This is a genomic window from Bradyrhizobium sp. 45, assembly GCF_023073155.1.
In the GTDB taxonomy this organism is placed as follows: domain Bacteria; phylum Pseudomonadota; class Alphaproteobacteria; order Rhizobiales; family Xanthobacteraceae; genus Bradyrhizobium; species Bradyrhizobium canariense_D.
Genome location: NZ_JADPIX010000006.1, coordinates 47,460 through 60,746, shown reverse-complemented (window position 1 = coordinate 60,746; position 13,287 = coordinate 47,460). Strand labels below are relative to the sequence as shown.

Here is a 13,287-nt window from a genome sequence, read left to right as displayed (position 1 = left end):
CAAGATCCTCTGTCTGAAGGAGTAATGCCCAGGCGCGCGGCAGCTGTGTCCCGCGCTTCCCGATGGTGCTCCATCCAAGGTCGCCAGTCGCGCGAGCGAGGGCTCGATAGCAGTTTTCGGTCGCTATCACAACGACCAGATGGTGCCGAATCGCATGCGTCTACAGCGGAAGTTCCGGCTCCCGCCGTGCATTTCTGCGGGCATTCGTGACCGCCGGCGAGGCGGTGGAGCGCACAAAACTCCAGCGGATCGAGGGCGCCTGCCGCGCGTCCTGGCGGATCACGATCTGCGCGGTGCGGCGCGGGCCGTCATTGCCGGCCAGGGATACGCTGTCCTCCAGCTCCACCTTGTCGTCGAGCGCCTCGAAGGTCCAGACGTCGCGATTCGGGAGCACCAGCATGACGCCGCGGGCGTCGGACAGCCGGCTCGCCTTCACCGCCGGGTGCAGATGGAATCGCAGCGCGAAATCGGCATCCGGACCCTTGAAGCGCCCGCCTTGCGGCGGCGACAACGTGTCCTCGCCGTCGATGCGCGCGCCGTCATTGGCGATCATCAGTACGCGGCGGTGGATCGCGCCGAATTTTGTCAGGTAACCGTCATGCGACGTCGTGAGCAGGGTGCCGTTCTGCACGATTTCGCGATAGCTCTCAACCTCGACGGGGCCGCTGGTGACCGGAGCGCCGTGCAAGAGCCGCTTCATAGCCGACATCTCCACGAACTGGCATGACGAGGTGTCGTGATAGGTCAGCGTCGAATGCGCCGCCGTGCCGCGTGCGAACGGCCGCCAATTGTCGCGGCCCGTGGCCGGCATGCCGCAATTGGTGACGATGCGGCTGATGCCGGAGGAGAGTTCGAACGACAGGCAGCCGGCATGGGCGTCGTGGCTGACGCTGGCCGCCGGCGGCGGGCCCGTGTCGATGATCAAAGTGGTCTGGCCGGCATCGAGGCGCTGGAAACCGGTATGCGGCATGTTCGACATCGGCGCGCCGTGGGTGTCGTCATAGGCAAGCAGCGTCGCGAGCAGGTCCGACGGGGTCGCGCTCATGCCGTTGAACAGCGCGAAATTGCCGTCGCCGTGGCGGAAGAAGCGCAGCATCGGCATCATGCGGTCGATCGCGTTGAGCAGCGCGGGCGGCGGCGCGATGTTGCGCGCGGCAAAGGTCTGCCGCAGCGGCAACAGGTCGATCAAGAGCTCGATCAGCGCGCCCGGGTTGCGCGAGACATGGCCGCCGTCGGGCAGGATCTGCCGCTGCAATTCATCCGAGAGCTTTTTCGAGGTGCTGCGGATGTGACTTGCCTGGTTGGCAAGGCACAACGCCGCATAGCACAGCGCGATCAGCACCTGGAGCTTCGGCACTCCGTCGGGGATGTTGACCATGGTGTAGCGCAGCAAGCGGATTTCGCGCGCCAGCGCGCGCAGATACCGACGATAGAATTTGTTGTCGGTATCGTTCAGCACCAGCGGCGCCTGCGACAGCAGGGAGATCACGCGGCGCGCCAGCACGTCGGCGCGTCGCGCGACGGGACGGCGCTTGCTGGCGGGGTTGCCGATCCAGTCCTCGATCAGCGAGCGCGCATTTGCGCGCGTCAGCGCGGTGTCGGCGGCGCGCAAATGGCGCAGCCAGCCGAAGCCGAGCAGCGCAACTTCCCAATCTTCCGACGGCGGCTCGAGATCGAAGATCGAGCGGCCGTGGCAATTGACGATCTTGCCGGCGAAGACGAAGCGGCCGGCATAGATCTCGGCGGCGCGGGTCGCATCCGCGGTGCGTAGATCATGCGGCGCGATGATCAGCCGGTCGGCGCGGCCGGGCCAAACCCGCGACAGGGCGACGGAACCGCCGCTCGCGCGCGCGAGCATGTTCCGCGCGAAGCGGTTCATCACCAGCGTCGAGATACGTCTGCGTTGAGCGACCGACACGCCTTGCCTTGATGGGGGAGAGGATTCCGACGAATCCTTATTAATCCCAAAATCGGACGGCCGACACCACCTTGAACGACGCGAATCAGTGCCGTGTTTGCAAAATCCAGTGCAAAATCAGGATTTAACGAGCCGGGCCGCGAAAAATCCGTCGAGCCCGCCGAGCTTGGGATCGGCGTTCGGCAGATGGCTGGGCAGGGTGCGCAGATCGCCCTCGGCGGTAATGATCTCGCTGAGCCCCGACACCTCGGACGCATCGATCGGAACCCGGCGAAGACCGGGCTCCGCGGTCAGCAGCGCGGCGACCGCATGCTCGCCCTCTTCAGGTTCCAGCGAACAGGTGCAATAAACTAGCGTCCCACCGGGCTTGAGTAGCGAGACCGATTTTTGCAGCAGCCGCCGCTGGAGCGCGGTCATTGCGGCGATGTCGGATTCCTGCCGGAGCCAGGATACATCGGGGTGGCGGCGGATCGTCCCGGTCGATGTGCAAGGCGCATCAATGAGGATGCCGTCGAAGCCATCGGCAGGGCCGGCCCATTCCGCGGCGTCGGCGACGACGGTCTCGGCCTGCAGCGACAACCGCGTCAGATTCTCGCGCAGCCGTGCCACCCGGGCAGGCGAGCGGTCGATGGCGGTGACGTGCGCGCCGGCCTGCGCCAGTTGCGCGGTCTTGCCGCCGGGAGCGGCGCAGAGATCGGCGATGGATTTGCCCTTGATGTCGCCGAACAGCCGGGCTGGCAACGCAGCGGCGGCGTCCTGCACCCACCATTGTCCTTCGGCGAAGCCGGGAAGCATGGTCACCGCGCCGTGCAGCACCGTGCGCACCGATCCGGTCGGTAGCACTTCGCCATGGAGCCGGCTCGCCCATTGCGCGGCGTCCGACTTCACGGTCAGATCCAGCGACGGATCATGGCTGAGCGCGAGCGCCATGTCCCTTGCGACCGTCTCGCCATAATGCGCGCTCCAGCGCGCGACCATCCAGGGCGGCAGGTCCAGCGACTGCGCGGCAACCTCGTCCACCAGCGCCTTGCCCTCGCGGGCGCAGCGGCGCAGCACGGCGTTGACGAGGCCGGCATAGCGCGCGGCGCGCCGGTCGGATTGCACGAGGCGAACGGAGAGATCGACGGCCGCGTGATCGGGCACGTCCATCCAGAGGATCTGGGCGGCGCCGATCAACAGCGCGCTCTGCGCGCGCGGCGCGTCGGAGGGAATGCCCTTGTCGAGCAGGCGGGACAGCACATGGCCGAGCGTGCCGAGCCGGCGCAGCACGGTGGCGACCAGGCGGCGCATCAGCGCGCGGTCGCGGTCGGGGAGCGTCTTCAGTCCGGGATGGGCGCCGCTGCCGTCGAGCTGCTCGTCAAGTGTGCGGTGCTTGTGCAGCACGCCGTCCACGATGTCGGCGGCAATCCGCCGCGCCGCGAGACCGGGCACTTCGGATGGAGGAGCGAAACGTTGAGAAGGCATGCGGAAACAAGGTTCTGAGCAGCGGCAGTTCGCCGTAATGGGCGCATGCCTTGAGAAGGCGATCTCTGGCACGCGAATATGCCAAATGTAAGAATCGCTTCCGGGTTTTTCAGCCCTTTCGGAGCAATTTCAGGAATGCGTTATTGGGCGTCGCGCCGCGGGCCGTCCCGCGCTAGAAAGCCGCCTATGAGTGACCAGCCTCCCGTTCCCGACCGCAAGCAGCTTACGCCGGCCGCCCAGCGCGCGCTGGCCGAGGCCGAAGCGCGCCGTCAGGCTGCGGCAGCCCGAGCCAAGAACGACGGCGAGGCGGCGCCAAAGGAGTTGCAGGGCCCAAAAGGACCCGAACCGACCCGCTATGGCGATTGGGAGCGCAAGGGCATCGCTTCCGACTTCTGAAGCTTGTCTTTTGAGGCTCGCTTGCCGGACTGCCCGACTCAGCCCTAGCGTGCGCGGATGTCGCGTTTCGATCCAAGCCATCCATATCGGCCTTCATACAGCGGCTCGCCATTTGGTCGCCGGTTCTCAGGGCTGTTGCCGTGGATGTTCGTGGTTGGAATCGTGGTGGCCGTGGTGTTCACGTCCCGGCATGGGATGAACTGGCAGTTCCCTCACGTGACCGACGGTCAATCACGAGACGCCGAGATTGTGCTCCAGCAAGGCGGCCATCCCGATCGTCGCGAGCCGGTCGATGTCGTTCGCACCATTGACGGCGACACCTTTCTCGCACGCGTTCGTCAGCGCGACGGCCGCGATCTCATCGTGCGCGTTCGCCTGCGCGGCATCGACGCACCCGAGATGAAAGCATCCTGCCAGGAGGAACTGGACAAGGCCGAAGCCGCGGCCCGCGCATTGCGCGATCTGCTCGCACAGGGTGGCGTGACGATCACCAACCTCGGTGCCGACAAATATGGTCGCGTTCTCGCCGACGTCGCGACCAAACGCACGACCAATGTCTCGGCGGCGTTGCTCGCGGGCGGTTACGCGCGGAGCTACAATGGCGGCCATCGCGACGGCTGGTGCGCGCGGAGCTGGCGCTTCTGGTGACAAAAAGCCGCGTCGAACGACGCGGCTATTGCCGTGTCGTCCTGATGCCGGCGATCAGCGCGTCACGACCACCGTCGTGCCGACCGAGACGCGGCTGTAGAGATCGGTGATGTCGTCGTTGAGCATGCGGATGCAGCCATAGGAGACGAAGCCGCCGATCGAGCCCGGCACGTTGGTGCCGTGGATCGCGTATTCACCGCCGGACAGCGTCATCGCCGCGACGCCCATCGGATTGCGGGGCGAGCCGCCCGGGATGACGTCCGGGATGCTGGGCTTGTCGCGCTTCACCTCGGCGGGCGGCGCCCAGGCCGGATTGCGGTACTTGCCGTCGATGCGGGTGGTGCCGGCCCACTGCTTGCCGGACTTGCCGACGCCGACCGGGTAGCGCACGGCGTGGCCGCTATCGAGGACGAGATAGAGCCGACGCTCGTTGGTTTTGACCACGATGGTGCCCGGCGAATAGTCAGCCAGGTTCGTCCCCACCATTTCCGGCCGCGCCTGCGCCGCCGTCAACGTTAAGACCCCAGTCACGACGGTGGCGGCCAGCGCCACAGCAATCCTCATCGACATCGATTTTCCCCTTGCCCCGAACGGACCGTCCAAGATTACGCAAAACCGGCAATCGCCGGCTCGCCAAGTCCTTGTTAGGGGACATTCTTAACCGCGCCTGTTAACCGGATGGTTTCCACGCACGGCCGCCAAGGGCCAGCCAGCAGGGGGAACAAAGGAAATGTTCGAAACAAAGTAAATGACCTGAAAACAACACTTGGCGGGAAAGATGCCCGGGCGCCGGGGCGCGGCCTGACAAGTGCGTGAGGATGTGAACGGCCGTTGTTCGGGGGAGCGCTAACGCGGGGATGCGATCTCGTGTCCCGGACGCGGCGCAGCGCGAAGCGGTGCGACGCAGAGCCGGGATCTAGAAGGCCACAGAGTCTGCCGTTGCATCGGCCCCGACTCTGCAGCGCACCGCGAAGTGCGCGCTACGCTGCGTCCGGGGCACAGGACGATGTGGCTCAGACCGCCTTTTTGTTCTGACGGTTCTTGACGAGGTCGTCGACCACGCCGGGATCGGCCAGGGTCGAGGTGTCGCCCAGGCTGCCCGGTTCGTCCTCGGCGATCTTGCGTAGGATGCGGCGCATGATCTTGCCGGATCGGGTCTTGGGCAGGCCGGGCGAGAACTGGATCTGGTCGGGCGCAGCGATCGGGCCGATCTCCTTGCGCACCCAGGTGACGAGCTCCTTGCGTAGATCCTCGGTTGGCTCGATGCCGGCCATCAGGGTCACATATGCGTAAATGCCCTGACCCTTGATGTCGTGCGGGTAACCGACCACGGCGGCTTCCGAGACCTTCTCATGCGCCACCAGCGCGCTTTCGACTTCGGCGGTACCCATGCGGTGGCCGGAGACGTTGATGACGTCGTCGACGCGGCCGGTGATCCAGTAATAACCGTCCGCATCGCGCCGGCAGCCGTCGCCGGTGAAGTACTTGCCCTTGTAGGTCGAGAAATAAGTCTGCTCGAAGCGGGCGTGGTCGCCATAGACCGTGCGCATCTGGCCCGGCCATGACCGCGTCAGGCACAGATTGCCTGATGTCTCGCCGTCCAGCACGTTGCCGTCGGCGTCGACGATCTCAGGCACCACGCCGAAGAACGGCTGCGTCGCCGAGCCCGGCTTGAGCTTCGTGGCGCCGGGCAGCGGCGTGATCAAAATGCCGCCGGTCTCGGTCTGCCACCACGTATCGACGATCGGGCAGCGGTCGTCGCCGACGACGCGGTGATACCACTCCCAGGCTTCCGGATTGATCGGCTCGCCTACCGAGCCGAGCAGGCGCAGGCTGGCGCGCGAGGTCTTCTTCACGGGCGCGTCGCCGCTCCGCATCAGCGCGCGGATCGCGGTCGGCGCGGTGTAGAAGATGTTGACCTTGTGCTTGTCGATGACGTTCCAGAATCGCGAATTATCCGGGTAATTCGGCACGCCTTCGAACATCAGCGTGGTCGCGCCGTTGGCGAGCGGTCCGTAGAGAATGTAGCTGTGGCCGGTGACCCAGCCGACGTCGGCGGTGCACCAGTAGATGTCGCCGTCGTGATAGTCGAAGACGTATTGATGCGTCATCGCGGCGAACACGAGATAGCCGGCGGAGGTGTGCAGCACGCCCTTGGGTTGGCCGGTCGAGCCCGAGGTGTAGAGGATGAACAGCGGATCCTCGGCGTGCATGTGCTCGACCGGGCACTCGGTCGTCACCATCTTGGCGGCGTCGTGGTACCAGAGGTCGCGCGAGGGATTCATTTCGACCGCGCCGCCGGTGCGCTTGACCACGACGACCCAGTCGACGCCGTCTGCCTTGGCGAGCGCCGCGTCGACATTGGCCTTCAGCGGCACCTTCTTGCCGCCGCGCAGGCCCTCATCGGCGGTGATGATCACCTTGGACTGGCAGTCGTTGATGCGCTGGGCGAGGCTGTCGGGCGAGAAGCCGGCGAACACCACGGAGTGAATCGCGCCGATCCGCGCGCAGGCCAGCATCGCGTAGGCCGCCTCCGGAATCATCGGCAGGTAGATGGTGACGCGGTCGCCCTTCTTGACGTTCCGGGTGCGCAGGATGTTGGCCATCCGGCAGACCTCGTCGTGCAGCTCCTTGTAGGTGATGTGCCGGGATTGGGAGGGATCGTCGCCTTCCCAGATGATCGCGGTCTGGTTGGCGCGATTGTGGAGATGCCGGTCGATGCAATTATGGGCGACGTTGAGAACGCCGTCCTCGAACCATTTGATGGAGATGTTGCCGGGCGCGAAGGAGACGTTCTCGATCCTGGTCGGCGCGTGCATCCAGTCGATGCGCTTGGCCTGCTCCGCCCAGAAACCGTTCGGGTCCGAGATCGAGCGGGCGTACATGTCCTTGTACTTGGCCTGGTCGACCCAGGCGCGCTTCGCCCATTCTGCGGGGACGTCGTAGATCTTCTCGGACATGTTTCCCTCCACATACGGCGAGCCGAGCACGGACCACTGGCGAGCCGACTTGATCGTTGAACCGATTATGCGTCGGGCTAACCGGACCCGACAAGGTGCACAAGCTGGACCTTCGGCGAGCAGCCTGCCATGCGGAGGATCAAGCCGTTTCGTGCGACTGTCGCAGTTTTGAAACAGGGCGACGGGCGGCTTTGGGGTCTTCACCCAGATGCTCGGAATGGGCCCGCGCAGAGCGCCATGCATTCAGCAGAGGTATTTAGAAACCGCCTCTCACTGATTCGGGACTCGCAATGCGGTTCGGAACACCCTAAATGGCCAACCCGGGTCCAACGAGACCCCTTGGAACAAAAATCAGAACAGCGGCATTGACCGACAACAGACAGGGCTAAGGCATAAGACTATGATGGATCAGCAGAATCTCGGGACGATACGGCCCGCTTCAGCCGATCCTGCAGCCATCGCGCTGGCCAAAGCCCTCGGACAATGGCCGAAACCGGCCGGTTCCGGCCGTCCCAGCCCGAAGAAAGTGTTCGACGCGGCGCCGTCGACGACGGTCGAGGCCCTCGCCAAGGAACTGGGCCTGCGGCTCGGCGACCAGAACGAGCTGACCATCCGCCGCGTCAGGCGCGGCAAGGGCTATTCGTTCGTGCGGCCTAACGGCGTCCACATCCGCGATGCCCGCACCATTCGGCGGCTGCATTCGATGGCGGTGCCGCCGGCCTATCGCGAGGTGCGCTACTCGGCCGATCCGAGCACGCATCTCCAGGCAGTGGGACGCGATGCCGCGGGCCGGCTGCAATATCGCTATCACGCCGATTGGGAGAAGGTCCGCGAGCAACGCAAGGCGCATCGCCTGGAAAAGCTCGTCGGCGCGCTGCCCAAGATCCGGCGCAAGGTCTCGGCGTTCCTGTCGGGCGACGAGCCGACCCGCGAGTTCGCGCTCTCCGCCGTCATCGAATTGATCGCGCGCACCGCGATCCGCCCCGGCAACGAATCCTATGCCCGTCTCAACGGCACCCGCGGCGCCACCACGCTGCTGAAGTCCAACGTCTCGCTGGAAGACGACAGCTTCGTGCTGACCTTCAAGGCGAAGGGCGGCAAGGCGGTGCGCAAGGAGTGCGACGCGGCCAAGCTCGTGCGCGCCATCGGGATCTTGCAGGGCGTTCCCGGCAAGCGCATGTTCCAGTATCGCGATCCCTATGGCATCGTGCGCGCGGTCAGCACCACGCAGGTGAACGCGTTTCTGCGCGAGATCGCCGGCATCAAGATCTCGCTGAAGGATTTCCGCACGCTGATGGCCTCTGCCGTCGTCGTGGAATCGCTGTCGCGGATCACGCCGGCGACCAGCCAGCGCGGCCGCAAGAAGCAGGTGCTGGAGGCGATCCGCGGCGCTGCCGACCAGCTCTCCAACACGCCGGCGATCTGCCGCAAGAGCTATGTTCACGATACCATCGTCACCGCGTTCGAGGACGGCATCCTGGAACGCTTCGCCGCGACCATGAAGGGCCAGCGCTCGCAGGCCAGGCGCGAGCAGCTTTTGCAGCAGGTGGTGGCGACCGCGGCGGTCTGACCTCGGCGTCGTTACGCCTTGTTGGAAACGCCGTTGTCGGGACCGGGATCGCCGCCCGCGGCTGCCGCCGTGAGCCGTCCCAGATAGTGCGCCCATCCCGTCGCGTGGGCGGCCGCCTGTTCCTCGGTCGGCAGCCCGCTATGGGTCATGCGCAGCAATGTGCCGCCGTCGCGTTCGATCAGGTCGATCTCGATCAGGCTTGAGCCGGGCGGCACTTCCTGGCCGCCCTCCCATCCAAACGTGTAGGCGAGCCGATGCACCGGCACGACTTCGCGGAATGCGCCGCGGGCAACGCCGCCGCGGGGGCCGATGCCTTTGAGCAGATACAGCCCACCGGGATGTGGCTCCGTGGTCGCCTCGGAACCCATCCAGCTCAAAATCTTCTCGGGGTCGGTCAGGTAGGCGAAAACGGTGGCGCGTGGGGCCGCGATCTGGGTCTCGCGTCGCACTATGAACGGTTCGGTCATCGACGATCACCCCTGGGCTGACACTGGGACATGGCGGCGCTCGAGCGGCCCGTCAAGGATTGCCCGTGACAAAGACCGCCTGCCTTCGTCATGATCGGGCCATGCACCTCTCGCCGACACTCGCCTGGCTTGTCGATGCCGCCGCCGATAGCGCCGGCGCCGACCGCCTGCTCGCGGACCTTGGCGCACATCTGGTCGCCGATGGCGTGCCGCTTGCGGCGGGCAGCCTGACGCTGGAGGTGCCACATCCGCTGATCGCGAAACGGACCTGGTTGTGGCGCGCGGAGAACGGCCGGGTGATCGAAGCGCTCGGCTTCGCACCAGGCGGCCTCGCGCCCGACCCGCCCAACGATGCCGGCCGCCGCTGGCTGCGCGACATCGCGGAGGGTGAAGTGCACGAAGATTTGGTCGGACGGCCCGACGGGCCGTTGCTCGGCTGGATCGGGCCGCGTCCGTTCACCGCGGACGAGACCGAGCAATTGCGCCAGGCCGCGCGCTTTGCCGCCACACCCCTTGCCGTACTTGCCGCGCGTGCAACGTTGCGCGCGACGCTGGATGCCTATCTCGGCAAGCGCAGTGCGGAGCGGGTGCTGGCGGCACCCCTGCGGCGCGACCTCGGCGAGACCATACAGGCCGCGCTGCTCTATGCCGATTTGCGCAACTTCACGCTCCTGTCGGAAACCAATCCGCCTGCCGAGGTCATCGCGGCGCTCGATGCCTGGTTCGATCGCATCGCCGGCGCGGTCCACGCCTTCGGCGGCGAGGTGCTGAAATTCATCGGCGACGGTGTGCTCGCGATCTTTCCGGTGGTCAGGCCGTCACCGCGCCAAGCGTCCGATGCAGCTCTGCGTGCCGCGCGCGCAGCCGAAGCCGGGATGGTGTATCTCAACGCGGAGCGCCGTGCTCAAGGTCTGCCGCCGCTCGCGTTCGGCGCGGCGCTGCATCTCGGCGAGATGCTATGGGGCAATATCGGTGCCGCCAATCGGCTGGATTTCACCGCAATCGGTCCCGCCGTCAATCTCGCCAGCCGGCTCGAAGGATTGTGCAAGCCGCTCGGCAGAACCGTGCTGGTGTCGGGCGCGCTCGCCGCGGAAACCGACATGCCTCTGATCGCGCTCGGATCGCATTCGCTGCGGGGCATCGCCGCGCCATGCGAGATATTTGCGCTGCCGGAGAAACAAGCTCCGATGTCGTAGCCCGGATGAGCGTAGCGACATGCGGGATCGCAGCAGTAGTCCCGGATATCGCTTCGCTCATCCGGGCTACAGCACCCAAGCCTACATCCCGCCCATCTTGCAGACGAGCTTCCATTCCTCGGCCGTCACCGGCTGCACCGAAAGGCGCGAATATTTCACCAGCGCCATGTCGGCGAGTTTCTTCTCGGCCTTGATCGCGGCCATCGTCACCGGAATCTTCAACGGCTTGTCGGCCTTGATGTCGACGCAGACGAATTTCTCGGTCTTGTCGGTCGGATCGGGGTAGGCTTCCTTGATAATCTCCGCGATGCCGACGATCTCCTTGCCCTCGTTGGAATGATAGAAGAACGCCTTGTCGCCCTTCTTCATGGCGACGAGGTTCTGGCGCGCGGTGTAATTGCGCACGCCGGTCCAGGCTTCGCCCTTGGCGCCTTTCGCCACCTGCTGGTCCCAGGACCACACCGATGGTTCGGATTTCACCAGCCAGTACGCCATGTTCATTCCTCCGCCTTGAAAGGTCGCGTCATGAGCCCCGAGATCGCGGCGTCGATCGTGCTTCTGCCGGTCAGGATCGATGCGACGGCTTCCGATACTGGCATTTCGATGTTTTGCGAAGCCGCGAGCTCGATCAGTACCGGCGCGGTGAATTCGCCTTCGGCAAGCTTGCCGGCGGGCGGCTGCTCGCTGCGGCCAAGCGACAGGCCGAGCGCAAAATTGCGCGATTGTGGGCTCGAGCAGGTCAGGATCAGATCGCCGAGGCCAGACAAGCCCGTGAGTGTTTCGCTGCGTGCGCCGAGCGCGCGGCCGAGGCGTGTCAGCTCGGCAAAGGCGCGGGTGGTAAGTGCGGCCTGGGCGGAAGCGCCGAGCTTGCGCCCGACCGCGATGCCGACCGCGATCGCCAGCACGTTCTTGGCGGCGCCGCCGATCTCGACGCCGCGGACATCGGTGGAGTGATAGGGCCGGAACGTCGGCGAGCCCAGCGCCTGCACCAGGTGGCTCGCCAAGGCGTCGTCCTTTGCGGCCAGCGTCACCGCCGTCGGCAGGCCACGCGCGACATCGTCGGCAAAGCTCGGGCCCGACAGGATCGCCGGCTGCGCGTGAGGCGCGGCCTCGGCGATCACGTCGGTCATGAATTTATGGGTGCCGTGCTCGATGCCCTTGGCGCAGGCAATGATCGGCACCGGCTTTTCCAGGTGCGAGGCGAGCATGTTGACAGCACCGCGCAGATGCTGCGCGGGCACTGCGATCAGCAGCATGTCCGCGCGTGCGGCGAGGGCCAGGTCGCTCGTGACGATGATCTCCGGCGCAAGCCGCACGCCCGGCAGCCGCGGATTGTCGCGGCTCGATGCGATTCGCGTCGCGTGCTCGGAATTGCGCGCACACAGCGTCACGTTCCGTCCGGCCCGCGCCGCCACCATCGCCAGCGCCGTGCCCCAGGCGCCCGCGCCGATCACCGCGACAGATCGGAACGCTGTCATTGCTAGAATCCCGCGCGTGTCTTGCCGTATCCGGCCGGTGCCGTCGCGTTCGCATCGAGCAGCCAGCGCGCGCGAGGCTGTGCTTCCATCGTGTCGGTCATGCCGAGCGCGAGACGTTCCGCGCCGGCCCAGGCGATCATTGCACCATTGTCGGTGCAGAGCGCCGGCGGCGGCATGATCAATTGTGTTCCGGCTTTCCTCGCAACGTCATGCAGCGCGCCGCGGATCGCCTGATTGGCGGCGACACCGCCGGCCGCCACCAGCGCACGCGGTGCACCGAACTGCTCGCGGAAGAGTTTCAGGCCGACGCTCAGCCGGTCGGCGGTGGAGTCGAGCACGGCGGCCTGGAAGCTCGCGCAGAGATCGTTGACGTCCTGCGGTGTGATCTCGGCCAACCGGCTTGCTTCGTTGCGCACCGCTGTCTTCAATCCCGAGAGTGAGAAGTTGGCGTCGGGGCGTCCCTGCAGCGGCCGCGGAAACGCAAATCGCGCGGCATCGCCGTTGGCTGCCGCGCGCTCGACCTGCGGGCCGCCCGGATAGGGCAGCCCCAGCATCTTCGCCACCTTGTCGAAGGCTTCGCCGATCGCATCGTCGACGGTGGTGCCGAGCCGCACATACTGTCCGACGCCGGTGACGGCAACGATCTGGGTATGGCCGCCCGAGGCGAGAAACAGGCAATAGGGAAATTCGAGTGCGTCGGTCAGGCGCGGTGTCAGCGCATGCGCTTCCAGATGGTTCACCGCGACCAGCGGCGTGTCGTGCACCATCGCGATCGCCTTCGCGGTGGTGAGCCCGACGATGACGCCGCCGATCAGTCCCGGGCCCGCGGCGGCCGCGACACCGTCGAGCTGGGCGAAGTCGATGCCGGCCTCAGTCATGGCGCGGTCGATGATGCCGTCGAGCAGGTCGACATGGGCGCGGGCCGCGATCTCCGGTACCACGCCGCCGAAACGGGCATGCTCCTCGACCTGCGACCACACGATATTGGACAGGATCTTGCCGCTGCCGTCAGGCGCACGCTCGATCACCGCCGCGGCGGTCTCGTCGCAGGTGGTTTCGATGCCCAGTACCAGCATTGGCGAATTGTTATCCAATTTGCGCCCTTCCCGCCCCCTTGCGCTCATCCGCAAAGCAGAGTTCTGGTACGTCCGGTAGCATTCCGGGGTCGGCCAACGCAATCGTCACGCGCT

12 protein-coding genes and 1 riboswitch are annotated in these 13,287 nt (G+C 66.0%); of the genes, 4 read left to right on the top strand and 8 right to left on the bottom strand.

Annotated features, from left to right (window positions below; all coding sequences use genetic code 11):
* Nucleotides 1–19 precede the first annotated feature (19 nt).
* Nucleotides 20–101, bottom strand: a riboswitch (ZMP/ZTP riboswitch).
* 59 nt (nt 102–160) lie between these two features.
* Together IVB42_RS00810 and IVB42_RS00805 are read right to left on the bottom strand one after the other, a co-directional pair.
* A complete protein-coding gene (locus IVB42_RS00810) occupies nt 161–1,879 on the bottom strand; it encodes a heparinase II/III family protein (protein ID WP_026233860.1) in 1,719 nt (572 codons plus the stop codon).
* 156 nt (nt 1,880–2,035) lie between these two features.
* Entirely contained in the window at nt 2,036–3,382 is a 1,347-nt protein-coding gene (locus tag IVB42_RS00805) for an RsmB/NOP family class I SAM-dependent RNA methyltransferase (RefSeq protein ID WP_026233861.1), read from the bottom strand.
* A 186-nt stretch (nt 3,383–3,568) separates the two neighbouring features.
* Here IVB42_RS00805 and IVB42_RS00800 point away from each other — a divergent pair, with 186 nt between their 5' ends.
* Entirely contained in the window at nt 3,569–3,778 is a 210-nt protein-coding gene (locus IVB42_RS00800; RefSeq protein WP_018459691.1) for a DUF1674 domain-containing protein, read from the top strand.
* Nucleotides 3,779–3,835: 57 nt separating this feature from the next.
* Nucleotides 3,836–4,426, top strand: a complete 591-nt coding sequence (locus IVB42_RS00795) for a thermonuclease family protein (RefSeq protein ID WP_026233862.1) — start codon at nt 3,836–3,838, stop codon at nt 4,424–4,426.
* A gap of 54 nt (nt 4,427–4,480) precedes the next feature.
* Here the strand turns inward: IVB42_RS00795 and IVB42_RS00790 are convergent, their stop codons facing one another.
* Nucleotides 4,481–4,996: a L,D-transpeptidase gene (locus tag IVB42_RS00790; RefSeq protein WP_018459693.1), complete on the bottom strand. Its 516-nt coding sequence runs from the start codon at nt 4,994–4,996 to the stop codon at nt 4,481–4,483.
* Nucleotides 4,997–5,439: 443 nt separating this feature from the next.
* Nucleotides 5,440–7,386, bottom strand: a complete 1,947-nt coding sequence (gene acs, locus IVB42_RS00785) for an acetate--CoA ligase (RefSeq protein ID WP_247295805.1) — start codon at nt 7,384–7,386, stop codon at nt 5,440–5,442.
* 400 nt (nt 7,387–7,786) lie between these two features.
* Here acs and IVB42_RS00780 point away from each other — a divergent pair, with 400 nt between their 5' ends.
* Nucleotides 7,787–8,956, top strand: coding sequence for a DNA topoisomerase IB (locus IVB42_RS00780; protein ID WP_018459695.1), 1,170 nt, complete (start codon nt 7,787–7,789; stop codon nt 8,954–8,956).
* Between the two features lie 11 nt (nt 8,957–8,967).
* Here the strand turns inward: IVB42_RS00780 and IVB42_RS00775 are convergent, their stop codons facing one another.
* A complete protein-coding gene (locus IVB42_RS00775) occupies nt 8,968–9,423 on the bottom strand; it encodes an SRPBCC family protein (RefSeq protein ID WP_247397671.1) in 456 nt (151 codons plus the stop codon).
* 101 nt (nt 9,424–9,524) lie between these two features.
* Here IVB42_RS00775 and IVB42_RS00770 point away from each other — a divergent pair, with 101 nt between their 5' ends.
* Complete coding sequence (locus tag IVB42_RS00770; protein ID WP_018459697.1) at nt 9,525–10,619, top strand: adenylate/guanylate cyclase domain-containing protein; 1,095 nt, start codon at nt 9,525–9,527, stop codon at nt 10,617–10,619.
* A gap of 81 nt (nt 10,620–10,700) precedes the next feature.
* Here the strand turns inward: IVB42_RS00770 and IVB42_RS00765 are convergent, their stop codons facing one another.
* The 3 genes from IVB42_RS00765 to tsaD are packed head-to-tail and all read right to left on the bottom strand — an operon-like array spanning nt 10,701 to nt 13,173.
* Nucleotides 10,701–11,114, bottom strand: coding sequence for an EVE domain-containing protein (locus tag IVB42_RS00765; RefSeq protein ID WP_026233864.1), 414 nt, complete (start codon nt 11,112–11,114; stop codon nt 10,701–10,703).
* Between the two features lie 2 nt (nt 11,115–11,116).
* The gene (locus tag IVB42_RS00760; protein ID WP_018459699.1) at nt 11,117–12,097 is read right to left on the bottom strand and encodes an NAD(P)H-dependent glycerol-3-phosphate dehydrogenase; all 981 of its coding nucleotides are present in this window, start codon (nt 12,095–12,097) and stop codon (nt 11,117–11,119) included.
* Nucleotides 12,098–12,099: 2 nt separating this feature from the next.
* A complete protein-coding gene (tsaD, locus tag IVB42_RS00755; protein WP_018459700.1) occupies nt 12,100–13,173 on the bottom strand; it encodes a tRNA (adenosine(37)-N6)-threonylcarbamoyltransferase complex transferase subunit TsaD in 1,074 nt (357 codons plus the stop codon).
* Nucleotides 13,174–13,287: the final 114 nt, after the last annotated feature.